Genomic DNA, 25,951 nt, shown 5'->3' on the forward strand with positions numbered 1-25,951 from the left:
CTCGACCGCCTCAAGGAACTCGGCCACGAGCCGGTTGACTGCGGGCCGCACGAGTACGTCTCCACCGACGACTACCCGCCTTACGTGCTGCGCGCCGCGAAGGGTGCGGCCGACGAGCCCGGCACTCTGGGCATCGTGATCGGCGGTTCCGGCAATGGCGAGGTCATCGCGGCGAACAAGGTCAACGGCGTGCGCGCGGCGCTGGTCTGGAGCGAGCAGACCGCCACCCTCGCCCGGCAGCACAACGACGCCAACGTGATCAGCATCGGCGGCCGCATGCATCCGCTCGAGGACGCGGTGCGGTTCGTCGAACTCTTCGTCGCGACGCCGTTCAGCGGCGACCCGCGGCACGCGCGTCGCATCGGCATGCTCACCGAGTACGAGCGGACCGGCGAACTGCCCGCGCTTCCCCGATAGCCGCCCGAGCGCGGCTACGCGGCGGCCCTGTCGCGGCGTCAGTTTCACGGGCGCTGATCTTCACTCCGTCAGCCCAGCGCACGGCCCCTGAACAGCGCCGCGCAGCACGCCTTTTGCTCACATGCTCACTCGATCGGGTGATTGAAATGACGCCGCACTATGCCGAAGAGGCGCCGCGTGGTGACGCTGCGCGCACTGTCTCGATAGGGTCCCCTGCATGGCGGTGACGGCGTCGGTGGACCGCGCGGCGGAGGACCGGCCGCGCGCTCGGCCTCGTCGGCTCGGCGCGCTCAGGCTCTGGCTGCGGCACACGGCGCCGCAATCCGAGGCGCTCCTGCTGCCGGCGCTCATCGCCCTGTCCGTCGCGGTGGGCGTCCTGGCGCACCTCCACACGGTGTGGGCTCAGCCGGCGATGGTCACCCTGCCGCTGCTGCTCGGCGGCTTCATGCTGCGATTCACCGCGCAGCTGGTGCTGCTGGTCGCCTCGGCGCTCGTCGTCGTGGTCGACGCGCTCACCAGCCATCCCGCGCGCCCGACCCCGGGCACGATCCTGCTGATCGGCGCGACGGCACTGATCGTGCTGGTCATGTCACGTGAGCGGGTGCGGCTCGGCGTGCGCGGCACGCGCGGCGAGTCGATGCTTTTCGACCTGCGCGAACGGCTGCAAGCGCAAGGCCGGGTGCCTCTCCTTCCCCAGGGCTGGCACCTGGAGCTCGCCCTCAAGTCCGCCGGCGGCCAGTCGTTCGCCGGTGACTTCCTCATCGCGGCCCGCAGCGACGTGGAAAGCCTGGATCCCGAAGGACAGTTCCACGAGGGCAACGGCCGTCTGCAACTCGGCCTGGTCGACGTCTCCGGCAAGGGCCTTCAGGCGGGCACGCGAGCGCTGTTGCTCTCCGGAGCCTTCGGCGGCCTGCTCGGTTCGGTGCCCGCGCCGCAGTTCCTCGTCGCGGCCAACCGGTACCTGCTGCGGCAGGGCTGGGAGGAAGGCTTCGCGACCGCCGTACACCTCGTGCTCGACCTGGAGACCGGCGACTACGAGTGCTATAGCGCGGGCCACCCGCCGATCGCGCACCTGGCCGCGGGCGCGGGCCGCTGGTCGCTGTGCGAGACGCCGGGCCCGGTTCTGGGCGTGCTCCCGGACGCGGAGTACAAGCCGACCCGCGGCCGCCTCGAGTACGGGGACGGCTTGATGCTGTTCACCGACGGCCTGATCGAGCAGCCCGGCCAAGACCTCGCGATCGGCCTGGATCGGTTGCTCGGTGCGGCGGGCATGCTCCAAACGAAGGGTTTTGCCGGCGGCGCGCCCCGCATCGTGGATGCGGTCGCCCGCAAGACGAACGACGACCGCGCGCTGGTGCTCGTCTGGCGCACGCGCCCCACCGCGTGAGTCACTGATCGCGGAAGCGCAGATGGTTCCCGGCCCGCACGCGCCGCAGCGCTGGTGCCGTCTCTCGACGACATGCCAGCGCTGCGTTGTTTTTGCCTTTGTCCAGCGGCGAGCGCTACGACACCGCCTTCAACAGCGTGTTGCACTCGGGCCCGGCCGTCTGGGCGCCGAAGTTACCGCCGACCGCGAGCGCGGCGACCGCGAAGTCCCCGTGCACCGCGATGGTCCAGCTGTTCGGCGTCTTGCCCTGTACCTCGGCGGTACCGGTCTTGCCGTAAGCGCCGGACTGGGTCAGCACCCCGGTCAGGGTGCCGTTTGCGACCGCCTCGTGCATCAGCGTCTTGAGGCCGGCATCGGTGTTCGCGGGCAGCGGCGTCAGCGAAAGCTGCGACGCTCCGGGCACCAGGATCGGCTGCTTGAATGAGCCGTTCGCGATCGTTGCCGCAACCGCGGCCATTACCAGCGGTGAGGCGGTGATCTGGTCCTGACCGACCAGCTCCTCGGCGAGGCTGTTGGACGACGAGGTCGGCACGTGACCGTACACGGTCGGCTGGCCGAGGCCGACGTCCCACTTCTGGTCGAAGCCGTAGTAGTCGTGCGCGGTTTGAGCCAGCACGTTCTTGCTCACCCCGCTACTGCTTCCGAAGCGGCTGAAGGCGTTGTTGCAGGACTGCGCGAAGTCCCACAGGAAGGACTTGCCGACGCCGGCTTCTTGCTCGCTGTTGTGCAGCGTGATGCCGTCCGCGTTGAGCGTCGCCGGGCAGTCCCAGGTCTGGTTCAGGTCGGTGATGATGCCCTTGTTCAGCACCATCGTCGTAGTGATGGTCTTGAATGTGGAGCCGGGCGCGTAGTGGCCGACCATCGCCGTGTCCAGGCCGCCGGGCGGATTGTTCGCCACGGCCAGGATGTTGCCCGTGGACGGCTGGATGACCACCATCGAGCTGTTCGCGGCCTGATTAACCGCGCTCTGCGCGGCCGCCTGCACGTTCAGGTCGATGGTCGTCTTCACCGCGCTGGTGTTCACCGGGTCCGAGACTTTCGCGACGGTGGAGACCACGGAGCCGTCCGCGTTCTCGATCTGCACCTTCTGGCCGGGAGTGCCGTCTGAGGGCGGCGCGGCCTTCTCGAGCGCGCTCACGATCCCGTTCAGGCTCGGCGCGTTCGCGCTGGTGATCTCGTTGCCGTGACTGTCGACCACCTTGTTCGCGGTCGGCGGGATCTGGCCAAGGCCGAGCTTCTGGCCCGCCTTGAGCGAGGTGAACAGCACGCTCGGCTGCCACTTGACGAACCAGCGGGTGTAGCCGTCGATGCTCTTCGAGTACGTCGCCATGCCCGAGTTGTAAGTCCACGGACTCGCCGGCGTGCCGACCTGCGCGGCCACGTTGAACGTCATCCAGCCGGCCGCGCTCGCGGTGCCCGGCATCAGCGAGAGGCTGCTGACCTTCAGGTCGTTCTTGTACGCGGTCAGCTGCGCCAGCGCCGTCGTCGGGTCGTCGGCGATGTTCGCGGCGGCCTTCAGGTTGCCGTTCTGCCAGGCGGTCAGGAACGCGGTGCCGGTCTGCGTCGCGTCGGTGCCTGCGTCGGAGCCGCTGGGGGAGAAGCCCACGGTCGGCACCGGCTTGGCGCTGATGCCAGGCACGGTGATGTTGCCGGTCAAAATGAGCGCGGCGACCACGACGATGACGACCGCCACGCCGGAGCCGACCAGCAGTCCGCGGCGCTTGCGGGGCTTACTGGAGCGTCCGCCGCCGCCAGCCGGCGGAACGTCGTCGTAGTCGTAATCATCGAAGTCGTCGTGGTCGTCGTACCCGCGCACCGGCAGTATCGGTGCCTGGCCCGGCGGCGTCGGGTAGCTGTGCGGCTGGCGCTGCTGCTGTGGCGTCTGCAGCGGCTGGGTCTGCGGCGTCCAGTTCAGGCTGCCGCCGTAAGGCTGCGCAGATCGATCCGAGCCGCCGCGCACCGCCATGTCCGACTGCGGAGGCTGCGGGGGAAGCGGTGCGTCCGTGCGCGGAATCGCCTGCGTGGGCGCTGACGCAGCGTACGGCCGCGGCGGGCTCACGGGGGCGGGTATGACCTGCGTGCGGTCGTTCGCGCCGGGGATCGACGTGCGCGCGGCACCCGATGCAGGGCCGGCTGCGGCGGCCGGGCGCGAAATCCTCGTCGTCTTGTCGCCGTCCGCGGTGTTCTTATCAGCGCTGTTCTTCTCGACACTGCGCTCGTCCGCAGCGTTGGTGTCCGCTGTGTCCCTGTCCGCAGCGTCCTTGTCTGCAGGGCTCTCTTCCGCAGCGCTCTTGTCCGCCGGCCTCCGCGTCACGAGCTGCGTCGCGTCGTTGTCCGGCGTCGTCCGCAACGCTTGGGTCAGCGCTTCGTCCGCACCGCCCGCGCCGTCGGCAGAGCTCGAATCCGCCTCGGCGGAGCTGGCTCGCTCATCGAACCCCTTGGGAGCTGGCTCCGGCGGCTCCTCTTCGCCTCGGGGGCGGAACCACGAGTCCAGCGCGTCGTCCTGCTCCTGCGGTCCGCTCGCGGCGCCGTCCGGCCTGGTCTCGTCGGTCAATGTCCAGTCCCTCCCGTGGGCTCGCACGCTTCGGTAGGCGCGCACTCCAGAGCAACAGAGCGTCAGCCGCGCACGGCGCCGTCCACCCGAGGCGCCACAGCTGCACAGCGTCTTAACCACAACAGACGCGGCAGGGTCGCTCCTCGTTGCATCCTATATATGGTGCTTTTGCGCCACTGCCCCGGTTCCGAGCCTGGAAACCCGTCGGCCGACGACTCGCAGCTACGCAGTTGCCTGGAGTCTGGAGTGATGCCGCACTCAGAGGTGCGCGAGAACGTACCTGGCTTCCGGCCCGGCATAGACGGCGCCAAACCCGGAGTCCTGCACCACCACACCGAGCGCGATGTCGAGGTTCGGGTCGTAGACGACCATCCACGCGTTTGTCTTGCCGTCCTTGTTCGCGTCGGTCTCGGCGGTGCCGGTCTTCGCGTACAACGGCCCGGACACCCCGCTGAAGACCCCGGCGGCGGTGCCGCTGGTGACCACCGCGCGCATCATGGTCTTGATGCTGGCGTCGGTACCGGACGGCAAGGAGCTCGCCGTGACCTTCGTGACGCCGTTGACCAGGTAGGGCTGGTGGAAGGAGCCGGTGCCGACCGTCGCGGCCACCGAGGCCATCGCGAGCGGCGAGGCGACGATCCGCCCCTGGCCGAAGTTCTCCTGCGCCAGTTCCGCGCCGCTGGAGCCGCCCGGCATGCCGAAGTATTGGTTCGATCCCAGGCCGATATCCCAGGCCTGGTTCAAGCCGAAGTACGTCGACGCGGTGCCCGCCAGCTTCCCGCCCTCGAGCTGCTTGTAGAACTGGGTGAAGGCGTTATTGCACGATTGTGCGAAGTCGGTGATGAACGGGGTGCCCGGCGGCAGCGACTCCTCGTTCTTGCCGGTGCCGTCGCTGCTGTTGTGGTAGACGACACCCTGCACGGTGACGGTCAGCGGACAGGAAACCGGCGAGTACAGCGAGACATAGCCGTGGTTCAGCAACGCCGCGGTCGTAACGATCTTGAAGGTCGAGCCCGGGGCGAGGCCGCCGGTCAACGCGGTGTCCCCGCTGCCCGCGGAGTTGGCCACCGCGAGGATCGCGCCGGTCGAGGGCCGCAGCACGACCATCGAGCTGCGCGAGTGCATGCCCACCGCCGCGCGGGCCAGGGCCTGCACGGTCGGGTCGATCGTGGTCTTGAGCACCGAGGCGTCAACCGGCTTCTGCAGGGTGGCGAGCGGTGTGCTGCCGACCGCGGTACCAGAGGCGTTCACCACCTGCACCGCGACGCCGGCCGTGCCAGACCCCTTCGGTGCCTTCTTGCCCAGGGAGCTGGCAATGGTCTGCAACGAGCTGTCCGAGTACGAGGAGAGCTTGGTGCCCGAGGAGTCGACCACCTTGCCCACACCCGGCGGCACGGACACCACGGCGAGCTGCTGACCATCGGCGAGACCCGGCGCGAGGATCGACGGGTTCCAGCGGATCGACCAGCCGTCAGATTGCTTGTAGGCGACCAGACTTGAGTTGTACGCCCACGGCATCGTGGCGTTCTGTCCGGTCATGCCCACCGTGGCAGTCGCCGAGAACGACACGGTCCCAGACGGACTGGTGTTCGACCCGCCGCCGGCCGCCGTCCCGCCTGAATTCGTGCTCGAGCCGCTCGGGCTGCTCCCGCTTCCGCCGACGTTCGGGGAAGCCGTGGACGAGGCGGCGGCGACCACCGCGGGCTGCGGCTTAAACGCCAGGGCACTGAGATTGAGGCCCGACTTGTACGCGGTCAGCGCGGTGAGCGCGTCGGTCGGGTCATCGGTGTACTTCGCAGCTTCCGTCAAGTCGCCGGACTGCCAGGCGTTGAGGAACGCGGTCGCGGTCTGCTCGGCCGCGGTGGCCGGGTCGGCGCTGGTCGGCTGGAAGCTGGTGTGCGTGGGGGAGGGGGACGCCGCCGGGCCGCCAGCCGCGGTGTTCCCGCTCTTCGCGGGGGAACCGCCGCTCAGCGCCAGGTAGGCGATCAAGCCGAGCGCCGCGGCACCTGCGACAGCCCCGCCGGCCAGCACCGGCTTGCGGTTACGAGCCTGCCCGCGCCGGTCGTGCGGATGCGGCTCGTACTCCGGGTAGCTGTACTCAGGGTCCTGCTCCGGCAGCCGCTGCTGCATCGGGAAGGGAGCGTCCTGCGGCTGCCCGTGGAACGCGGCCTGGCCGTGGCTCCGGTCATAGCCCTGATAGGGGGCTTGCGGCGCGGCCTGGAACGGAGCGGGCGGCGGCACCGGAGCCTGCGCGTGGCCGTACACCGTGCTGACGCTCTGCTGCGGTTGCCGTTGCGGCTGCGGATCCCACTGCGGCTGCGGTGGCTGGGACTGAGGCGGCTGCGGCCGCATCGCCGGAATCGCGCCTACCTGCGTAGGAGCGTCATCCGGCGAGGAGTACTGCTGCGGCGGAAGCGGCGGTTGGCCCGGTGCCGGAAAGGGCGCGGCTGGCGGCATGCCAGAGGCCTGCGTCGGAGCGCTGTCGGGTTCGTCCCGAAACCAGCCGTTCACCGGCGATCGATCGTCGGACATGCGCGGTGTTTCCCTCCCACTACCGGCTCGGCTGGGGCCCCCTGTTCGTTCCCCCCGGAGAAGACTCCGCCCGGTCCTCAGCCGTTGCCTGTATTCCCAATACTGTGACCGCAGTGTGACGAAAAGCCTGGAGCGACTGAGCGCCCCGACACCGGTTACGCGGTGTCGGGGCGCTGATCAGAGAGCGGACGACGGGAATCGAACCCGCGTAGCCAGTTTGGAAGACTGGGGCTCTACCATTGAGCTACGTCCGCAGTGCCGCCTTATCTTGCCATACCGGTGCGGCCGCCTGCACCCGAGATCACCCCGAACGGACCGCAGGCTCGCGCGCGGCTCGGATCCGCCTCGCGGCGCGCCCGTCCGCCGGTATCGCGATGCGCGCCGTGCCACCGAACCGGTACGCTTCCCACGGTTCGTCAGCGGGGTGTGGCGCAGCTTGGTAGCGCGTCCGCTTTGGGAGCGGAAGGCCGTCGGTTCGAATCCGGCCACCCCGACAGCGTCAAAACGCGGCCGACCTGTGACAATTCGTCAGGGTCAGTCGTGATCTGCGCTTTTATCACCCGGACGGGGTCGGCAAGGTACGATACCCGCGCAAGCGCGATGCGGCGTGCGTCCTGGTATGCCTGCCGCCGCCGCAACGCTTTCCGACACGGCGTGACCACACCCCGAGCACGCGCTTGCTACCGAGAAGTAGTCCCAGCGAGGAGATCACTGCTGTGAAGAGCGCCGTCGAGACCCTCGACCCCACGCGGGTCCGGCTCACCGTCGAGGTTCCCTTCGCCGAGCTCGTGCCCAGCCTCGACACGGCGTACAAGAGGATCGCCGAGCAGGTGACCGTCCCGGGCTTCCGGAAGGGCAAGGTGCCGCCGCGGGTCATCGACCAGCGCGTCGGCCGCGGCGCCGTGCTCGAGGAGGCGATCAACTCCGCGCTGCCGGAGCTGTACGGCCAGGCGATCGAGGAGAACAAGCTCGAGGTCGTCGGCCGCCCCGAGGTCGAGGTGACCGAGTTCGCCGACGGCGAGCAGCTGAAGTTCACCGCCGAGGTGGACGTGCGTCCCGAGTTCGACCTGCCCGAGTACAAGGGCGTCACCGTCGAAGTCGAGGACGTCGAGGTCAGTGACGCGGACGTCGACGAGCAGGTGGAGGCGCTGCGCAAGCGCTTCGGCACCCTCACCGGCGTCGAGCGGGCCGTGCAGGACGGTGACTTCGTGACCGTCGACCTGATCGCCACCATCGACGACGAGGAGCTCGAGGACGGCACCGCCACCGGCGTCTCCTACGAGGTCGGCTCGAACAGCATGGTGGACGGCCTCGACGAGGCGATCATCGGCAAGAGCGCCGGCGAGACCGCGCAGTTCGTCTCCACGCTGGTCGGCGGTTCGCACGCCGGCGAGGAGGCCCAGATCAAGGTCACCGTGGGCGCGGTCAAGTCCCGCGAGCTGCCCGAGCTCGACGACGAGTTCGCCCAGCTGGCCAGCGAGTTCGACACGCTCGAGGAGCTGCGCGGCGACGTGCGCGGCCGGCTCGAGCGGGCCAAGAAGTTCGAGCAGGGCGCGCAGGCCAGGGACAAGGTGCTCGAGAGCGTGCTGGCCCAGATCGAGGTGCCGCTGCCGGCCAAGGCCGTCGAGGCCGAGATCGCCTGGCGCAACGAGCAGCTCGACGAGCAGATCCAGCGTGCCGGGATGACCCGCGAGGGCTTCCTGAAGCTGCAGGACCAGGAGGCCGACGCCTTCGCCGCGGACCTCGACAAGCAGGTGCGCGAGGGCATGAAGGCGCAGTTCGTGCTGGACCGGCTGGCGGACAAGGAGGAGCTGAGCGTCAACCAGGCTGAGCTCACCCAGCACCTGATCCGCCGCGCTTCCGGCTCCGGCCTGAGCCCGGACCAGTTCGCCAAGCAGGTCGTCGACTCCGGGCAGGTGCCCGCGCTGGTCGGCGAGGTGCGCCGCGGTAAGGCGCTGCAGCTGATCCTGGAGAACGCCGAGATCAAGGACGCCTCCGGCAACGCCGTGGACCTCTCGGAGCTGGACACCCCGGCGCTCGGCGAGGGTCCGGACGCGTTCGGCCGCGAGCTCGGGGACGAGCACTACGGCCACGACCACGCGTAGGTCTTCACTAGTCTTAGCGGCCAGTCGCCGAGCGAAGCGAGGCGGTCCGGCGGCGGGCAGTGTGGAGTGGCTACCGCGCGGTGTGGTGCTGGCGCGCCCGTAGTTGTTTTTGTGCGCCACCCGCGCCGCCTTAGCGGCCAGTCGCCGAGCGAAGCGAGGCGGGCTGGGCGCAGAAGACACTGCACTGCACGCCTAGAGCGAACAAGCGGCCCTAATCCGTCGTCACGTTAGTGGCACGGGTTAGGGTCGCTTTCAGTAGAACGGGTCTTCTGAAGCGAGACAGGTGGACGACGTGACGAATCCGTATTCGGACAGGGCTCCGCGCATGGCGGGTCTCGACGGCCCGGGCGGGCTCAACGACCAGATCTTCAACCGGCTGCTGCGCAACCGGATCGTCTTTCTCGGGGCGGCCGTGGACGACGACATCGCCAACACCCTGTGCGCCCAGCTACTGCTGCTGAACGCGGAGGACCCCGAGAAGGACATCTGGTTCTACATCAACTCCCCGGGCGGCTCGGTCACCGCAGGCCTGGCGATCTACGACACGATGCAGCTGATCTCCAACGACGTGGCCACCGTCGCCCTCGGCATGGCCGCCTCGATGGGCCAGTTCCTGCTGACCGCCGGCACCCGCGGCAAGCGCTTCGCCCTGCCGAACGCCGAGATCCTGCTGCACCAGGGCTCCGCCGGCCTCGGCGGCTCGGCCTCCGACATCAAGATCCAGGCCGAGCGGCTGCTGCGCAGCAAGCGCCGGATGATCGAGCTGACCGCGCTGCACACCGGTCAGCAGCAGGCGAAGATCGAGAAGGACTCCGACCGCGACCACTGGTTCTCCGCCGAGGACGCCAAGGAATACGGCCTGATCGACGACATCTTCACGGCCGCCGCGCACGGCCCGGCGGGTAACCCCGTCACCACCTCCTGACCCGCCGCGACCAGACAAAGGAACCCCGCAATGACTGACAACCAGTCGGCCGCGCGCAGGCATGAGGCCCGGTACGTCCTGCCGCACTTCATCGAGCGCACCAGCCAGGGCGTGCGCGAGTACGACCCCTACGCCAAGCTGTTCGAGGAGCGCATCATCTTCCTCGGCGTCCAGGTCGACGACGCCTCCGCGAACGACGTGATGGCGCAGCTGCTGACTTTGGAGTCGATGGACCCGGACCGGGACATCACCATCTACATCAACTCCCCGGGCGGCTCGTTCACCGCGCTGACCGCGATCTACGACACGATGCAGTTCGTCAAGCCGGACATCGTGACCGTGTGCATCGGCCAGGCCGCCTCGGCCGCAGCGGTGATCCTCGCGGCCGGTACCAAGGGCAAGCGGCTCGCGCTGCCCAACGCCCGCGTGCTGATCCACCAGCCGTACACCGAGACCGGCCGCGCCGACCTCAACGACCTGGAGATTCAGGCCAACGAGATCCTGCGGATGCGCGCCCTGCTGGAGACCCTGCTCTCCCGGCACACCGGCCGCAGCGAGGAGCAGGTGCGCGAAGACATCGAGCGGGACAAGATCCTGACGGCCCCTCAGGCGGTGGACTACGGCCTGGTCGACCAGGTGGTCACCAGCCGGGTCGAGGGCATGTCCCGCCCGTCGCTCTGACCGGTCGTCGAACCCCAGGTTCGCTTGAGGCCGCGTCGCGCCGGAACGGACGGCGGGGGGCGCAGGGAAGCTTCCCGGCGTTTACCTGCCCCCGTTCCGGCCGCGAAAGCGGTACCTTCTTCCATTGAGGGCTTTTTCGGCCCCGCCGGGCCGGGCGTCCGGCGTCGAGGCGAAGGAGATCCACCCCGTGGCACGCATCGGTGAGGGCGACCTGCTCAAGTGCTCCTTCTGCGGGAAGAGCCAGAAGCAGGTCAAGAAGCTGATCGCCGGACCCGGCGTGTACATCTGCGACGAATGCATCGACCTGTGCAACGAGATCATCGAGGAGGAGCTGGCCGGCTCCGCCGAGCACCGGTGGTCCGAACTGCCCAAGCCGCGGGAGATCTACGACTTCCTCGACCAGTACGTGATCGGCCAGGACGCCGCGAAGAAGGCGCTGTCGGTGGCCGTGTACAACCACTACAAGCGGGTGCAGGCGGGCGACACGGGCCGCTCCTCGCGTGACGAGACCGTCGAGCTGGCCAAGTCGAACATCCTGCTGCTCGGCCCGACCGGCTCCGGTAAGACCTTCCTCGCCCAGACCCTCGCCCGCATGCTCGACGTCCCGTTCGCCATCGCCGACGCGACCGCGCTGACCGAGGCCGGGTACGTCGGCGAGGACGTCGAGAACATCCTGCTGCGCCTCATCCAGTCCGCCGACTTCGACGTGAAGAAGGCCGAGACCGGGATCATCTACATCGACGAGGTCGACAAGATCGCCCGCAAGAGCGAGAACCCGTCGATCACCAGGGACGTCTCCGGCGAGGGCGTGCAGCAGGCGCTGCTGAAGATACTGGAGGGCACGGTCGCGGCGGTTCCCCCGCAGGGCGGCCGCAAGCACCCGCACCAGGAGTTCATCCAGATCGACACGACGAACGTACTGTTCATCGTGGGCGGGGCGTTCGCCGGCCTTGAGAAGATCATCCAAGCCCGGATCGGCAAGCAGGGCATCGGCTTCGGCGCCCAGCTGCGCAGCCGCGCCGAGCTGGAATCCCAGGACGTCTTCAACGAGGTCATGCCGGACGACCTGATCAAGTTCGGCATGATCCCCGAGTTCATCGGCCGTCTGCCGGTCATCACCAGCGTGCAGAGCCCGGATCGGGACTCGCTGCGCCGCATCCTGATCGAGCCGAAGAACGCGCTGCTGCGCCAGTACCAGCACCTGATGGCGCTGGACGGGGTTGAGCTCGAGTTCTCCGACGACGCCATCGAGGCGATCGCGGACCTGGCCATCCTGCGTGGCACCGGGGCGCGCGGCCTGCGCGCGATCATGGAGGAAGTGCTGCTCTCGGTGATGTACGAGGTGCCTTCCCGCCGCGACGTGGCTCAGGTGCTGATCACCGCGGAGTCGGTGAAGGAGCACGCGAACCCGACGCTGGTGCCGCGCGACTCGCCGCACCGCGCCCCGCAGAACCGCACCCCGCGCGAGAAGTCGGCGTAGCCGGACTTCACTGACGGCGGCGAGCTGGTGAATACCGGCGCGCCGCCGTCAGTACGTCCGCACCTTCCTCAACGCTCGGCCGCGGCGCGCAGGTCCAGGGTGTACGGGACGAGCTTGCTCTGGCCGACGCTGGGCAGGAAGTAAACCCAGCCGAAGGTGCTGCGATCCACCCACACGCAAGAACGCACGTCGGTCCCGTCCACGTTCAGCTTGCCGCAGTCGAGCGCACCGCCCAGCGGGCCGGGATTCTCCACCGTCACGTTCTTCATCGACGCGCCGCCGGTGATCTGCTTCATCACCCCGCTCGGGCCCATGATGCCGAGGCTGGTCTGGAAGTCGGCGATGTTCGCGGTGCTCTCCGCGAGCAGCCACACGCTGAACGAGCCGGACGTACCGGCCCGGTAGAAGCCGACCAGCGGATCCGGGTACGCGGTGTTCGAGGCCAGGCTCTTCTTCAGATCACTGATTCGCTGCTCGATGTCGCCGTTGGTCACCAGGTGCAGCGGCCCGGCAGTCTGCGGGACGCTGAGCGTGTGCGCGTTCTGCGATGCGGGCGAGCCGGAGCCGGCACCGGTCGGAGCGGTGTCCGTCACTCGGTTCGGCGTGCTTGATCCGCTACCGGCGGTCGACGGCGGGGGGCCTGCGCCGTGCGCGGCCGGGCTCTGATTCGAGCTGCCACCGCTCATCGCGACGACTGCCGCCACGATCCCCGCTACCAGCACAGCGCCCGCGCCGAGCCCGACATACATGCCGGTGCGGCTGCGTTTGGGCGGCGGCGCGGCAAAGAACGGCGGTGCGGACTGGTACTGCGGCTGAGACCACGCATCGGGATTCTGCGGATAGGGGTTCCCGCTCGCCGGGTTCGCCTGCGCCGCATCCCACTGCTGCGTCGCGTTCCATTGAGCCGGATCGGGCCGCGGCGCGTACCACTGCGGAGCCGCTTGCTGCTGGGGGAAGGCCTGTGTCGGCTGTTGGGGCGCCGGGTGCTGCGGCACGATCGGCTGACCATACTGGTCGTACCCTGTCGGCTCCGCCGGAAGAGGCGGTTCAGCCGGGGGTTGTGCGTCCCATGACATGGCGTCAGTACCCTCCCTGCCCCGCCATCGAAGCGAAGCCCGCAAACACTATCGACGCGGTGCGGGCTAAGGCGGATCCCTTCGGGTGCACTCAAGCAGCGACGGCTTCGGCGCGGCCGGGTGGCTGGGTGCATTCGGAGAGGCAGTAAATGGGAACGGAGCGCTCTGCGCGATCCGTACAATCGGAGCGTGACCGATACCACTTCCCCTCAGAGCCAGGGCGCCCAGCCGGACGCCGCCGCCACCCTGCCGACGCAATACGCGCCCGCGCAGGTAGAGGGGAAGTTGTACGAGCGTTGGGTACAGGCCGGCTACTTCGAGGCCGACGCCAAGAGCGACCGTCCCGCGCACACCATCGTGATTCCGCCGCCGAACGTGAACGGCTCGCTGCACATCGGCCACGCCCTCGACATGACGCTCCAGGACGCCATCACGCGCCGCAAGCGGATGCAGGGCTTCGAGACGCTGTGGCTGCCCGGCATGGACCACGCCGGCATCGCGACTCAGAACGCGGTGGAGCGCGAGATCGCGAAGGAAGGTCTGTCCCGGCACGACCTTGGCCGGGAAGCCTTCGTGCAGAAGGTGTGGGAGTGGAAGGGCGAGTACGGCGGCCGCATCCTGAACCAGATGCGGCGGCTGGGCGCTTCCGTGGACTGGAGCCGCGAGCGCTTCACCTTCGACGCCGGGCTCTCCCGCGCTGTGCAGACCATCTTCAAGCGCCTCTATGACGACGGCCTGATCTACCGCGCCGAGCGGATCATCAACTGGTGCCCGCGCTGTATGACGGCGCTCTCGGACATCGAGGTGGAGCACCAGGAGGACGAGGGCGAACTGGTCTCGATCCGCTACGGCGACGGCGCGCAGGCGATCGTGGTGGCCACCACGCGGGCCGAGACCATGCTCGGTGACACCGCCGTGGCCGTGCACCCGGACGACGAGCGGTACAAGCACCTGGTGGGCACCGAGATCGAGATCCCGTTCACCGGCCGCAGGGTGCCGATCGTGGCGGACCGGCACGTGGACCCAGAGTTCGGCACCGGGGCAGTGAAGGTGACCCCGGCGCACGACCCGAACGACTTCGAGATCGGCCAGCGCCACGGCCTGCCCTCGCTGCTGATCATGGACGAGCGCGGCACGATCACCGCGCACGGCCCGTTCCAGGGCCTCGACCGCTTCGAGGCGCGACCGGCCGTGGTGGCCGCGCTGCGCGAAGAGGGCCGGATCGTGGCCGAGAAGCGGCCGTATGTGCACGCCGTGGGCCACTGCTCGCGGTGCGACACGGTGGTGGAGCCGCGCCTCTCGCTGCAGTGGTGGGTGAAGGTGGGCCCGCTGGCCGCCGAAGCCTCGGCCGCGGTGCGCGACGGCCGGGTGAAGATCCACCCGAAGGAACTGGAGCCGCGCTACTTCGCGTGGACCGACAACCTGCTGGACTGGTGTATCTCCAGGCAGCTGTGGTGGGGCCACCGCATCCCGGTGTGGTACGGCCCGAACGGCGAGACGGTGTGCGTGGGCCCCGATGAGGAGCCGCCCGGCGCCGGCTGGACGCAGGACCCTGACGTGCTCGACACCTGGTTCTCCTCCGGCCTGTGGCCGTTCTCCACGCTCGGCTGGCCGGACGACACCGCGGATCTGCGCAAGTTCTACCCGACCAGCGTGCTGGTGACCGGGTACGACATCCTGTTCTTCTGGGTGGTGCGGATGATGCTGTTCGGCCTGTACGCGATGAAGGAACGCGGCCCGGCCGAATCAGTGCCCTTCCGTACCGTGTCCCTGCACGGGCTGGTGCGCGACAAGTTCGGCAAGAAGATGTCCAAGTCGCGCGGCAACGGCGTGGACCCGCTGGAGTGGATGGAGAACTACGGCTCGGACGCGGTGCGCTTCACCCTGGCGCGCGGCGCGAACCCCGGCGCCGACCTGGCTACCAGCGAGGAATGGGCGCAGGGCTCGCGCAACTTCTGCAACAAGATCTGGAACGCGACCCGGTTCGCGCTGATGAACGGCGTGCGCCCGGCCCCGCTGCCGGACCGCGAGCGACTCGGCGCGGCCGACCGGTGGATCCTCTCCCGGCTGACCGCCGTCATCGCCGAGGTGGACGCGTACATGGAGGATTACCAGCACGCCAAGGCCTGCGAGGCGCTCTACCACTTCGCCTGGGACGAGGTGTTCGACTGGTACGTGGAGCTGTCCAAGGGACCGCTCGGGCGCGGCGGCCAGGAGGCCGAGGCCACGCGCGCGGTGCTTGGGCACGTGCTCGACGTGACGCTGCGGCTGCTGCACCCGTACATCCCGTACGTGACCGAGGAACTGTGGCTCGCGCTGAACAACGGCGGCCAGAGCGAGAGCGCCGAGTCGGCCGATGCCGCTTCGATCGTGGTGGCGGCGTGGCCGGTGGCCGATGAGTCCCTGCGCGACCCGGCGGCCGAGGCCGAGATCGCCGCGCTTCAGCAGGCGGTGACCGAGGTGCGCCGGTTCCGCGCCGACCAGGGCCTGAAGGTGGGCCAGAAGGTGGCGGCGACGCTCGCGCTCGCCGGCCCGCTGGCCGCGCACGAGGCCGAGATCCGCACCCTGGCCCGGCTGACCGACCCGGCCGAGGACTTCGCGGCCACGGCGACGCTGCAGACCCCGCAGGCCACCGTGCAGCTCGACCTGTCCGGCGTGATCGACGTGGCCGCCGAGCGGGCCCGGCTGACCAAGGACCTCGCGGCCGCGCAGAAGGAGATCGCGAGCGCCGAGGCGAAGCTGGGCAACGAGGGCTTTCTGAGCAAGGCCCCCGAGGCCGTGGTGGAGAAGATCCGCACCCGGCTCACCGAGGCGCGGGCCGACGTCGGCCGCATCGCGGCGCAGCTCGGCGCTCTGCCGCAGGGCTGAGCGCGGCGCGTTCAGATCGCTCAGGCGGTGGGGCGCACGACTCGATCGAGTCGTGCGCCCCACCGCCTGTTTAGTTCGGGCGCCGTCGGACCCTTATTCGTAACCGAAGTCCTGAGTCCACCACGGGCCGGGCGAGATTGATCCATTGTTGTTCTGCGCGCCGTTTGCCGGAGCGGTTTTCGACGGCCCGTCGTAATAGCCGACTCCGGCCGCCTTGTATGAACAGTTGAGAATGTTCTGTCGATGGCTTGGTGAATTCATCCAACCGTTCACCACGTCCTGCGGCGTCTGGTATCCCTCGGCGATGTTCTCCGCCGCAGGCTGCGCGTATCCGGCGTTCTGCATCCGGGTCCATGGAGTCACCCCGGACGGCGTATCGTGCGCGAAGTATCCGTTGACCGCCATGTCCTGCGAGTGCTCGTAGGCGGCGGTGGTCACCGCGAGATTGATCGCCAGGGGCGGGCACCCGTTGGCGGTCCGTTGCTGATTGACCAGCTCCATGACTTCCCGCGAGTAGAATTCCCCGGCAGACTGAACGTCGTGCAGTGCGCCGGCCTCCGGTGGGGCGTCGCGCAGCATGGGCGCCGCGGGCGGAATCTGGTGAAACGCCAAGGGCATCGGCACCGCCAGCGCCCCCGCGCCGAGGGCCGCCTGAAGTACCCGCCGCACACTGCGCTCGCGTGCCTGGTCCGAAGCCGGACGGCTTTCGTTGATCATGCGGAAGACCATAATCCGCCCGAACGGCGGAAGATGGTGCCCACGCCGAAGTGGAGCCAAACCTCGGAAAGGTAGCAACTCCTCTCCGGATTTGACCGGGGACAGGCTTGGTGAGACGCTAGAAGCCCGCGCACCTGTCGTTTTGCTTCGAAGGACGCCAGTGGGCCGCCGTGCTTGCCGGGACGTACTTGAGACGGCTTCAGCTGCACTAAAGCCGAACTCAATGCCTCCTTCGGCACCCCTCCAGCCCCAGTACCGAGAAGCAGGACGACGTCGCGCGAACCGACCTCACGTGACGCGGCATACAAGACGCCGCGTCGGTCACTCAGCGTGGAGGACCCTGGAATGGCTAAGGCGCTACTCGGACACATCGGGGGGACGGACCCGCGAATGGTCGCCGAGATGCGGAGGCTGCAGCAGCGAGTTCGTGACCTCGAAGACCAGCTCGTACGAGTACAGGCTGAGAACGACTCGCTCGCAGCGGCAGTGCAGACCACCTCTCTGGACCACGAGCTGTTCGCCACCACGGTCGCCGAGCGGGAGCCCGCGCTGACCTGACCGGATTCTCCGGTCAACCGGAGGCGCCGGCCGACATCGACGGCACCCGAAATACTGTGAAGGGACGCGGATCCGCGTCCCTTCTCCGCTTTCCGAGCAGGGCGCTCGTTCTCAGACGCGCCCTAGGACACGGCTCCTGCGGTACGACTTTCCCCGCAATCCGGACGGCTCGCCGGGACCCGTCACCGCGGCCGGGTACGCTCAAGGGATAAGTTCCCGCCCGGCCCCGCTAGGACTTCGACCGACGTGTACCTGAAGAGCATGACCCTCCGGGGCTTCAAGTCGTTCGCCTCCGCGACGACCCTGCGCTTCGAGCCCGGGATCACCTGCGTCGTCGGCCCGAACGGCTCCGGCAAGTCCAACGTGGTCGACGCGCTCGCCTGGGTCATGGGCGAACAGGGCGCCAAGTCGCTGCGCGGCGGCAAGATGGAAGACGTGATCTTCGCGGGCACCGCCGGGCGCCCGCCGCTCGGCCGGGCCGAGGTCGCCCTCACCATCGACAACACCGACGGCGCCCTGCCGATCGACTACACCGAGGTCACCATCTCGCGGATCATGTTCCGCAACGGCGGCTCCGAGTACGCGATCAACGGCTCCAACTGCCGTCTGCTGGACATCCAGGAACTGCTCTCCGACTCCGGTATCGGCCGCGAGATGCACGTGATCGTCGGGCAGGGCCAGCTCGACGCGGTGTTGCAGGCCGGGCCCGAGGAGCGCCGCGCCTTCATCGAGGAGGCCGCCGGCGTCCTCAAGCACCGCAAGCGCAAAGAGAAGGCGCTGCGCAAGCTCGACGCGATGCAGGCCAACCTCACCCGGATCACCGACCTGACCACCGAACTGCGCCGCCAGCTCAAGCCGCTGGGCCGGCAGGCCGAGGTGGCTCGCCGCGCCGCGGCGATCCAGGCCGACCTGCGCGATGCCCGGTTGCGCCTGCTCGCCGACGACCTGACCGAGCTGCGTACCGCGTACGAGAAGGAAACCGCGGACGACACGGCGATCCGCGAGCTGCGCGCGCAGCTGGAGCGCGAGTACGCCGAGAGCCAGGCCCGCGAGACCGAGCTGGAGCACGAGGTCCAGGACCTGGTACCGCACCTGGCCGCCGTGCAGGAGGCCTGGTACCGCCTCTCCTCCCTGCGCGAACGGCTGCGCGGTACCGCGTCGCTGGCGGGGGAGCGCGTGCGCAACCTCAACCAGTTGGCCCAAGGCGCGGACGCGAACGAGCGACGCGGCCGCGACCCGGAGGACATGGAGCGCGAGGCGCAGCGCATCCGCGAGCAGGAAGAGACCATCGCCGAGGAGATCGCCGAGGCGCAGCGGGTGCTTGCCGACGCGGTACGCCGCCGCGGCGAGTCCGAGAACGCGCTGGCTCTGGAGGAAAAGCGACTGGCCGCGGCGGTGCGTTCGGCCGCCGACCGTCGGGAGAACCTCGCCAAGCTGGCCGGCCGGGTCGGCGCGGTCAAGTCCCGATCCGGAGCCGCGCAGGCCGAGATCGACCGGCTGCAGGCCGCGCACGACGAGGCGCGCGGCCGAGCTGCGGCCGTGCAGCGCGAGTACGACCTGCTCAAGGCCGAGGTCGAGGGAATCGACGGCGGCGACGGACTGGACGCCGAGGTCGAGGCCGCCACTGAAGCTGTGGCCACCGCTGAGGACACGCTGACCGCGCTGCGCGCCGCCGAACGTGACGCCGAGCGGGAACGCGGCGCGATGGCGGCCCGCAAGGAAGCGCTCGAACTGGGCCTGAGCCGCAAGGACGGCGCCGGCGCGCTGCTGGCGGCCACCGACCGGCTCTCGGGCCTGCTCGGCTCTGTCGCCGCGATACTGACCGTCGAGCAGGGCGCCGAGGCTGCCGTCGCCGCGGCGCTCGGCCTGGCCGCCGACGCCGTCGCGGTCTCCTCCGCCGACGCCGCGGTCAACGCCATCAGGCTGCTGAAGACCGAGGACAAGGGGCGCGCGGCCATCATCGTCGGCGGCGCTCCGGCCGACGACCGCTTCGCCGAGTGGCCGGCGCTGCCGCCGTACGCGAAGTACCTCGTCGACCTCGTCACCGTGCCCGGCGAGATGCGCGCCTCGCTGCGCCGGCTATTGCGCGGCATGGTCATAGTGGACGATCTCGGCGAGGCGTCCTCGCTGATCGCCGCGCACCCCGATCTTGTCGCGGTCACCCGGGACGGCGATGTGCTGGGCCGTCACATCGCGCACGGCGGCTCCTCCTCCGCGCCGTCCCTGCTCGAAGTCCAGGCTGCCGTGGACGAGGCAGCCGAGAAGCTGCTCGAGGCCGGCGAGCGGGCCCGGCGCCTGCGTGCCGAACTCGAAGAGGCCACCGACGGCCAGCGCACCGCGAAGCAGGCCCTTGACGCGCTGCTCGCCCAGCGCCGCGCCGCCGACGCGCAGAAGGCCTCGGTCGCGCAGCAACTCGGCCGCCTCGGCGGCCAGGCCCGCGCCGCGCTCAGCGAGGTGGAGCGGTACGTCAAGGCCATCGAGTCGGCCGAGGGCGCCCGCGAGAAGGACCAGCAGACCCTCGCCGACCTCGAACTCCAGCACGAGGAGGCGATCGCCGCGGCCGAGGCCCTGGAAGAGGGCTTCGACTTGGCGCCGGACGCCCGCGATGAGCTGGCCGCGGAAGCGACCGCCGCGCGCGCCGCCGAGATGGAGGCGCGGCTCGCGGTGCGCACCGGCGAGGAGCGCGCACGTTCCCTGGCCGGCCGCGCCGACGTCCTCGACCGCAACGCCCGCCAGGAGCGCGAGGCCCGCGCCCGCGCCGCCGAACGGCAGCAGCGCGCTTCCCGGCAGGCCTCCGTCGCGCAGGCCGTGGCCTCTGGTGCCCGGCAAACGCTGGCGTGCCTTGAGGTCTCGCTGACTCGCGCCGGCGCCGAGCGCGAGGCTGCGGAGCGTGATCGGGCCGAGCGGGAGGCAGCCCTGCAGATCCTGCGCGGCCGCGTGCGTGAGCTCGCCGGTGAGCTGGAGAAGCTGACCGACTCGGTACACCGCGACGAGGTAGCCCGCGCCGAGAAGCGGATGCGCATCGAGCAGTTGGAGGCGCGCGCGCTGGAGGAGTTCGGCGTCACCGTCGAAGCCCTGCTCGACGAGTACGGCCCGGAAAAACTCGTGCCGCCGCCGGCCGCTTTGATCAACGCTGACAATCCGGACGACCCGCGCAACGCCCCCGTCCCCTTTGTCCGCGCCGAGCAGGAGAAACGGCTGCGGCAGGCCGAGAAGGACTACACCGCCCTCGGCAAGGTCAACCCGCTCGCGCTGGAGGAGTTCGCGGCGCTGGAGGAGCGTTACAAGTTCCTCAACGAGCAGCTGGAAGACCTCAAGAAGACCCGCACGGACCTGCTTCAGGTGGTCAAGGAGGTCGACGAGCGGGTGCAGCAGGTCTTCGCCGAGGCCTATGCCGACACCGCGCGCGAGTTCGAGGGCGTCTTCTCCCGGCTGTTCCCCGGCGGCGAGGGCCGGCTGTACCTGACCGACCCGGAGGACATGCTCACCACCGGCATCGAGGTCGAGGCGCGGCCGCCCGGTAAGAAGGTCAAGCGACTGTCGCTGCTGTCCGGCGGCGAGCGCTCGTTGACCGCGGTGGCACTTCTGGTGGCCATTTTCAAGGCCAGGCCCTCGCCCTTCTACGTGATGGACGAGGTCGAAGCAGCGCTCGACGACACCAACCTGCAGCGGTTGATCCGGATCTTCGAGGAGCTGCGCGAGTCCTCGCAGTTGATCGTGATCACGCACCAGAAGCGCACGATGGAGGTCGCCGACGCGCTCTACGGCGTCTCGATGCGGGGCGACGGCATCACGACCGTCATCTCGCAGAAGCTGCGCGACGCGGCCGCCGCCTGACGCAATGTCAACTCCCCCGAGACCGGGAGCCCTCAAGTCTTGAGAGAATAGGGCCATGGAGATTGTGATCATCGTCATCGCCGTCGTGCTCGCCTTGGCGGTGATCGGAGTTCTCGCCAACTACCTCGTGAGCGGGACCCGTGCCCGCCGCCAGGTGCCGCCGCCGGCCGAGCCGACGACTCCGCAGGTCGGGGCGCGTCCGAGCGGGACGACGTCCACCGCGACCCTCGCCCCTGAAGCACCATCCGCTCAGGCACCCACACTCGTCGCCCCGCCCGCGCCGATCCCTGCACCCGCCCCAATCCCCGCACCGGCCCCGGTCGCACCTCCACTCGAAATCCCCGAGCCCACCGCCGGCCGCCTGGTGCGGCTGCGTGGCCGCCTCGCGCGGTCGAACAGCGCAGTCGGCAAGGGCCTGCTCAGCCTGCTCTCGCGCGACAAGCTCGACGAGGACACCTGGGAGGAGATCGAGGATCTGCTACTGACCAGCGACATCGGCGTTGCGCCTACCCAAGAGCTGGTGGAGCGTCTTCGCACGCGTGTCCGGGTCCTCGGCTCCCGCACCCCGGACGAGTTGCGCAACCTGCTGCGCGAAGAGCTCTTGGCACTCATCGGCACGGACGCGGACCGTACGGTGCGATCTCTGCGCGCGGATGGCGAAGGCCCGGCGGTCGTCATGGTCGTCGGGGTGAACGGCGTCGGCAAGACCACGACCACCGGAAAGCTCGCTCGCGTCCTGGTGGCGGACGGCAGGACGGTGGTCCTTGGCGCTGCGGACACGTTCCGCGCCGCGGCCGCCGACCAGCTCCAGACCTGGGGCGAGCGCGTCGGCGCGACGACCGTGCGCGGCCCGGAAGGTGCGGACCCGGCGTCGGTGGCGTTCGACGCGGTCAAGCAGGCGAAGGAGAACGGCGTCGACACGGCGCTGATCGACACAGCCGGACGGCTGCACACCAAGGTCGGCCTGATGGACGAGCTCGGCAAGGTCAAACGGGTGGTTGAGAAGCATGGCCCGGTGGACGAGGTGCTGCTGGTCCTGGACGCGACCACCGGCCAGAACGGCATGGTCCAAGCGCGCGTGTTCCGGGAGGTCGTGGACATCACCGGCATCGTGCTGACCAAGCTGGACGGCACCGCGAAGGGCGGCATCGTCGTGGCGGTCCAGCGTGAGCTCGGTGTCCCCGTCAAGCTCGTCGGCCTCGGCGAGGGCGCGGATGACCTGGCGCCCTTCGAGCCAGCCGCCTTCGTCGACGCCTTGATCGGCCAATAGCTCACAGCCCCCACCTCGCAACGGCCGCGCGGCTGGCCTCGTGACGCTTGCGGTTAGCGCGCGGGGAGGGAACCCGCCAGGGCTCGGCGGGGTGCAAGTGCGAGAGCGCCGAGGACCACGTGCGCGGCGGGCAGCGCGGGGCGGGCGACGCTCGGGGCGCGGAGCCAGAACGCGTCGGGGGATACCGCAGCGGTGGCGGCGCGCTGGGCAAGGTGCAGCTGGAAATGAGCCTGTGACTGTGTCTGCTCAAGGGCCTTGGGCAACTCGACGTGAGCGCCGGAGCCGAGCAGGGCGGGGCCGGTATGCGGGTCCATCAGCGGGCTGAGTGCAGCCGCGGTGCCAACGCGTACCAGGAAATTGATGCGCGCGCCGCTCGTCCGGGCGCCGCATCCCCGCGTCACCAGAACCGGACCGAGCTGCACACCGAGGCGGTCCAAGCGGATCAGCGCCGTGCGGCCGGAGATCGCGTCCGCCTCGATGACGTCGAACGCCAGGCCGCACGCGGCGAGGATGGGCGCCTCTGGCATTCGTGACCACGTCGCGAAGACCTGCTCAAGGTCCGTAGACGGCGCTTGGTCGGGGTTCGGCGTGATCGGCCAGTTCCAGGCGGCGTAACGCAACGCGGCGGTGCGGGGGGTGCTTGCGCTCGGATTCGTGCGCGGGCGGCCGATCGCGTGCGCTCGAGAGGCGGCACTCGCCCGCGGACTGGCGACGGCGCTGATTCCGAAACCGAGGCCCGCACGGGGCGCGATCACCCGAGCCGAAGCTGATTCGGCGTCAGATGCGGGTCCAGTTCCGGCACCACCGCGGCCGCGCGCATGCGCGCGCTCCGGTGCCGCCACGACCCGTGCACGCGGTGTCGCCTCGTTATCGGCTGCATTTGCACGCGCCGCTGCTTCTTCTGTCGCTGCCGCGCCTTGATTGCCGGCGCGGCGGCGCGCGGTCTGGCGCGGTAGTAGAGCGCTCAGTCCGAGCTGGCCACGCATCGTCGTCACGCCTCTCTCAACTGTGACGCCCCGATCCGGGTTACTGTCGCGCGCCTTCCGGTCCCGTCCCCTCACCGGAATGAGCGATGGCGAGCAGCTTCCCGCAATAGACCTTAGTCGGGCTGCGAAAACGACGCGCCGGGGGCCGGGTGGCGAATCCTGGCGCATTTGCAGATTCCGCTGCGAACGCCACAGTCGAGCGGTTACGTTCAGCTCACTAGGGGTTCACTAGCGGTCACAAGCGGCTTCCGGCGTGGATGCCGCACGAGCAATGCATGGGAGGGGCGGGCCGGTGCCTGAGCGGCTGGCGAACGAGCTGTTCGCCTCGTGGTTCCTGCGCAGCGGGTGGTCGAAGGGCGAGGTCGCCCGGCTGGTGAACCGGCGGGCGCGGGACCTCGGCGCGACGCACGTCGCCACGGACACCTCGCGGGTGCGCCGCTGGCTGGACGGCGAGCAGCCGCGTGACCCGATCCCGCGGATTCTGACCGAGCTGTTCAGCGAGCGCTTCGGCTGCGTGGTCACGCTCAGCGACCTCGGACTGCGCGAGCCGGCCAGCCCGATCGCCGGGACGCTCACCGACCTGCCCTGGTCGGCCGAGCGCACCGCCGAACTGCTCGCGGAGTTTTGTCGCAGTGACTTGATACTGGGACGCCGCGGGGCGGGTGGCGCGCCGCCGCTGGCGGCCGGGTCCGCACTGGTCGAGCCGGTCAAGCGCTGGCTGCTGCCTGCGCCGATGGTGCGCACGATGGGGCCGGCCGGCGGCATGGGCGCGCTCGCGCCGATGGGTGCGCTGGCCATGTCGGGTGCGGCGGGCGCAGTGGGCCTGGTAGCGCCCGGGGCTGGAACCGCGGGACCAGGAACGGCGCCGGGCCTCAACGGAAGGACCGGTGCAGTCGGTGTCGGCGCCGGGGTGACCGGCCGGCCGCGGCTGAACCGCACGGCCATCCTCGTCGAGCAGTTGGAAGAGGCGGCGCGCACCTTCCGCGAGTGGGACGCCGCGGTCGGCGGCGGGATTCGCCGCGCGGCCGTGGTCGGGCAGCTGTACGAAGTCGCCGAGGTGCTGCGCCAGCTGCGCGAAAGCGCACCGGTGCGCGACAGTGTGCAGCCGCGTCTGTTCCGCATCGCCGCGCAATTAGCCCTGCTCGCCGGGGAAATGGCGCTCGACTCCGGCCTGCAGGCGACCGCGCAGCGCTACCAGATCCTGGGCCTGCACTGCGCGAAGGAGGCGGGGGACCGCTCGCTCGCCGCCGGGATCCTGGCCGCCATGGGGCGGCAGCTGATCCATCTCAACCGCGCACAGGACGCTCTCGACCTTCTCGCGGTCGGCCGCGCCGGTGCCCGCGGTGAACTCGAACCGCTTGCCTGCGCGCTGATCGACGCGGTCGAGGCGCGGGCCCACGGCGCCCTCGGCCGCGCCGAACAATGCCGAAATGCGGCCGAGCGAGCCCTCGCCTCGCACGAACTGGGCCGTGCGCAGGACCACACGCCCGAGTGGCTCGCCGGTTACACCACCGCCGCCTTACACGCGGAACTCGGCCAGGCCTTGCGCGATCTGGCCGAGCGCGTCCCGGCCGCCGCCACCGAGGCCTCGGCCGAGTTCGAGGCGGCCGTTCTGCTCTACGAACGCGAGGGCGCCGCTCAACTGCGCGGCCATGTGACCGCATTGGTCGGGTTCGCCGACGCGCGCGCGTTGCTCGCCGATGCCGCCGCAACCGCAGACGCCCTGCGCACGGCATGCTTGCTCGCGGTCCGACTGCGGTCGCGGCAAACCGAGGAACGGCTGCGCGAGGTGCTGGCCCGCGCCCGGCAGCGCTTCCCCCAGGAACCCGGCCTGCGCGAGCTGACCGAGCGGTTGCGCGAGCCTGCTTCAGCTTCTGTCGGCTTCCCGATCCCCGTGGCGGCTCTTCCTCTGTAGAAGGGCCGGCGCCCTTTCAACGTTCACACGCTCGTAACCAGTTTGAGCAATCCGTCACGTCAGTGAAACATCACGCGCTGTGAGCGGTAACGGCCCGCGGCGATGGTTCTGCGCAGGACAACGGCGTCACCCCCCTGTGAACGGTCGGCCGCGCGGTCGGCACCCCTGTGCGCAACCTTTCCACTGACACGACCCTGTTTCGGTCCTGGCCGCTGCGCCGGACCGCCGGGCGGGCCTCGCGAAGGATACGTGAACGATGCCAACTCTTGACTCCGGTAACACCGCCTGGGTGCTGGCGAGCTCAGCGCTCGTGCTGCTGATGACACCAGGGCTCGCGTTCTTCTACGGCGGCATGGTGCGCGCCAAGAGCGTGCTCAACATGCTGATGATGAACTTCATCTGTATCGCGGTCGTCACCGTCGCGTGGGTGCTCTACGGCTGGTCGGTCTCGTTCGGTAACGCGAACGACGCGAGCGGCAGCAGCTTCTGGGGCGGTCTGACCCAGTGGGGCATGCATGGCATCGCCACCGGCGCCAGCTCCGGGCACCCCGGCATCTACGGCGCGACCGGCGTGCCGCTGTTCGCGGTCGCCTGCTTCCAGCTGATGTTCGCGATCATCACCCCCGCGCTGATCTCCGGCGCG

16 protein-coding genes, 2 tRNA genes and 1 pseudogene are annotated in these 25,951 nt (G+C 69.7%); 13 read left to right on the plus strand and 6 right to left on the minus strand.

What is annotated here, in order from left to right:
• Together VN779_RS02410 and VN779_RS02415 are read left to right on the plus strand one after the other, a co-directional pair.
• A partial coding sequence (locus tag VN779_RS02410; RefSeq protein ID WP_325719660.1) for an RpiB/LacA/LacB family sugar-phosphate isomerase occupies window positions 1–417 on the plus strand: 417 nt, incomplete at its 5' end.
• A gap of 217 nt (window positions 418–634) precedes the next feature.
• Window positions 635–1,804: a PP2C family protein-serine/threonine phosphatase gene (locus VN779_RS02415; RefSeq protein ID WP_325719662.1), complete on the plus strand. Its 1,170-nt coding sequence runs from the start codon at window positions 635–637 to the stop codon at window positions 1,802–1,804.
• 115 nt (window positions 1,805–1,919) lie between these two features.
• On the opposite strand, the gene VN779_RS02420 is transcribed toward VN779_RS02415, so the two are convergent.
• The 3 genes from VN779_RS02420 to VN779_RS02430 form a co-directional block, all read right to left on the minus strand.
• Window positions 1,920–4,358, minus strand: a complete 2,439-nt coding sequence (locus VN779_RS02420) for a penicillin-binding transpeptidase domain-containing protein (protein WP_325719664.1) — start codon at window positions 4,356–4,358, stop codon at window positions 1,920–1,922.
• A 258-nt stretch (window positions 4,359–4,616) separates the two neighbouring features.
• Entirely contained in the window at window positions 4,617–6,890 is a 2,274-nt protein-coding gene (locus VN779_RS02425; RefSeq protein ID WP_325719666.1) for a penicillin-binding transpeptidase domain-containing protein, read from the minus strand.
• Between the two features lie 183 nt (window positions 6,891–7,073).
• Window positions 7,074–7,144, minus strand: a tRNA-Gly gene (locus tag VN779_RS02430).
• Between the two features lie 166 nt (window positions 7,145–7,310).
• Here VN779_RS02430 and VN779_RS02435 point away from each other — a divergent pair.
• The 5 genes from VN779_RS02435 (at window position 7,311) to clpX (ending at window position 12,081) form a co-directional block, all read left to right on the plus strand.
• A tRNA-Pro gene (locus tag VN779_RS02435) sits at window positions 7,311–7,384 on the plus strand.
• Between the two features lie 222 nt (window positions 7,385–7,606).
• Complete coding sequence (tig, locus tag VN779_RS02440; RefSeq protein WP_325719668.1) at window positions 7,607–8,995, plus strand: trigger factor; 1,389 nt, start codon at window positions 7,607–7,609, stop codon at window positions 8,993–8,995.
• A gap of 325 nt (window positions 8,996–9,320) precedes the next feature.
• Window positions 9,321–9,920, plus strand: coding sequence for an ATP-dependent Clp protease proteolytic subunit (locus tag VN779_RS02445; RefSeq protein ID WP_325719685.1), 600 nt, complete (start codon window positions 9,321–9,323; stop codon window positions 9,918–9,920).
• A gap of 30 nt (window positions 9,921–9,950) precedes the next feature.
• Window positions 9,951–10,601, plus strand: a complete 651-nt coding sequence (locus VN779_RS02450) for an ATP-dependent Clp protease proteolytic subunit (RefSeq protein ID WP_325719670.1) — start codon at window positions 9,951–9,953, stop codon at window positions 10,599–10,601.
• Between the two features lie 187 nt (window positions 10,602–10,788).
• Window positions 10,789–12,081: an ATP-dependent Clp protease ATP-binding subunit ClpX gene (gene clpX, locus VN779_RS02455; protein ID WP_325719672.1), complete on the plus strand. Its 1,293-nt coding sequence runs from the start codon at window positions 10,789–10,791 to the stop codon at window positions 12,079–12,081.
• Between the two features lie 68 nt (window positions 12,082–12,149).
• Here clpX and VN779_RS02460 read toward each other — a convergent pair whose 3' ends face one another.
• Window positions 12,150–13,157, minus strand: a complete 1,008-nt coding sequence (locus VN779_RS02460; RefSeq protein WP_325719674.1) for a hypothetical protein — start codon at window positions 13,155–13,157, stop codon at window positions 12,150–12,152.
• A 189-nt stretch (window positions 13,158–13,346) separates the two neighbouring features.
• Here VN779_RS02460 and VN779_RS02465 point away from each other — a divergent pair, with 189 nt between their 5' ends.
• Window positions 13,347–16,025: a valine--tRNA ligase gene (locus VN779_RS02465; RefSeq protein ID WP_325719675.1), complete on the plus strand. Its 2,679-nt coding sequence runs from the start codon at window positions 13,347–13,349 to the stop codon at window positions 16,023–16,025.
• A gap of 93 nt (window positions 16,026–16,118) precedes the next feature.
• Here VN779_RS02465 and VN779_RS02470 read toward each other — a convergent pair whose 3' ends face one another.
• The gene (locus VN779_RS02470) at window positions 16,119–16,754 is read right to left on the minus strand and encodes a CAP domain-containing protein (RefSeq protein ID WP_325719676.1); all 636 of its coding nucleotides are present in this window, start codon (window positions 16,752–16,754) and stop codon (window positions 16,119–16,121) included.
• Window positions 16,755–17,087: 333 nt separating this feature from the next.
• On the opposite strand from VN779_RS02470, the gene VN779_RS02475 reads away from it, so the two are divergent.
• The 3 genes from VN779_RS02475 (at window position 17,088) to ftsY (ending at window position 22,407) form a co-directional block, all read left to right on the plus strand.
• Entirely contained in the window at window positions 17,088–17,300 is a 213-nt protein-coding gene (locus VN779_RS02475; protein ID WP_324851630.1) for a hypothetical protein, read from the plus strand.
• Between the two features lie 246 nt (window positions 17,301–17,546).
• A complete protein-coding gene (smc, locus tag VN779_RS02480; RefSeq protein ID WP_349260608.1) occupies window positions 17,547–21,137 on the plus strand; it encodes a chromosome segregation protein SMC in 3,591 nt (1,196 codons plus the stop codon).
• A gap of 55 nt (window positions 21,138–21,192) precedes the next feature.
• Window positions 21,193–22,407 carry a signal recognition particle-docking protein FtsY gene (gene ftsY, locus VN779_RS02485; protein WP_325719679.1) on the plus strand — a complete coding sequence of 405 codons (1,215 nt, stop codon included), beginning with the start codon at window positions 21,193–21,195 and terminating at the stop codon, window positions 22,405–22,407.
• A gap of 53 nt (window positions 22,408–22,460) precedes the next feature.
• Here the strand turns inward: ftsY and VN779_RS02490 are convergent, their stop codons facing one another.
• Entirely contained in the window at window positions 22,461–23,561 is a 1,101-nt protein-coding gene (locus VN779_RS02490) for a bifunctional DNA primase/polymerase (protein WP_325719681.1), read from the minus strand.
• Window positions 23,562–23,664: 103 nt separating this feature from the next.
• Here VN779_RS02490 and VN779_RS02495 point away from each other — a divergent pair, with 103 nt between their 5' ends.
• Both VN779_RS02495 and VN779_RS02500 read left to right on the plus strand, forming a co-directional pair.
• A complete protein-coding gene (locus VN779_RS02495) occupies window positions 23,665–25,308 on the plus strand; it encodes a hypothetical protein (protein WP_414639557.1) in 1,644 nt (547 codons plus the stop codon).
• Between the two features lie 256 nt (window positions 25,309–25,564).
• Window positions 25,565–25,951, plus strand: a pseudogene (locus tag VN779_RS02500) (ammonia channel protein); the annotation flags it as partial.

The sequence above is a fragment of the Actinocrinis sp. genome, assembly GCF_035605935.1.
Taxonomy (GTDB): Bacteria; Actinomycetota; Actinomycetes; order Streptomycetales; family Catenulisporaceae; genus Actinocrinis.

What these genes read in the sequence shown, in the direction of transcription:
- VN779_RS02415 (WP_325719662.1), top strand. Translation starts at nt 635, where the DNA reads ATGGCGGTGACGGCGTCGGTGGACCGCGCGGCGGAGGACCGGCCGCGC.
- VN779_RS02425 (WP_325719666.1), bottom strand. Translation starts at nt 6,890, where the DNA reads ATGTCCGACGATCGATCGCCGGTGAACGGCTGGTTTCGGGACGAACCC.
- VN779_RS02445 (WP_325719685.1), top strand. Translation starts at nt 9,321, where the DNA reads ATGGCGGGTCTCGACGGCCCGGGCGGGCTCAACGACCAGATCTTCAAC.
- VN779_RS02450 (WP_325719670.1), top strand. Translation starts at nt 9,951, where the DNA reads ATGACTGACAACCAGTCGGCCGCGCGCAGGCATGAGGCCCGGTACGTC.
- VN779_RS02460 (WP_325719674.1), bottom strand. Translation starts at nt 13,157, where the DNA reads ATGTCATGGGACGCACAACCCCCGGCTGAACCGCCTCTTCCGGCGGAG.
- VN779_RS02470 (WP_325719676.1), bottom strand. Translation starts at nt 16,754, where the DNA reads ATGGTCTTCCGCATGATCAACGAAAGCCGTCCGGCTTCGGACCAGGCA.
- VN779_RS02475 (WP_324851630.1), top strand. Translation starts at nt 17,088, where the DNA reads ATGGCTAAGGCGCTACTCGGACACATCGGGGGGACGGACCCGCGAATG.
- ftsY (WP_325719679.1), top strand. Translation starts at nt 21,193, where the DNA reads ATGGAGATTGTGATCATCGTCATCGCCGTCGTGCTCGCCTTGGCGGTG.
- VN779_RS02490 (WP_325719681.1), bottom strand. Translation starts at nt 23,561, where the DNA reads ATGCGCCAGGATTCGCCACCCGGCCCCCGGCGCGTCGTTTTCGCAGCC.
- VN779_RS02495 (WP_414639557.1), top strand. Translation starts at nt 23,665, where the DNA reads ATGCATGGGAGGGGCGGGCCGGTGCCTGAGCGGCTGGCGAACGAGCTG.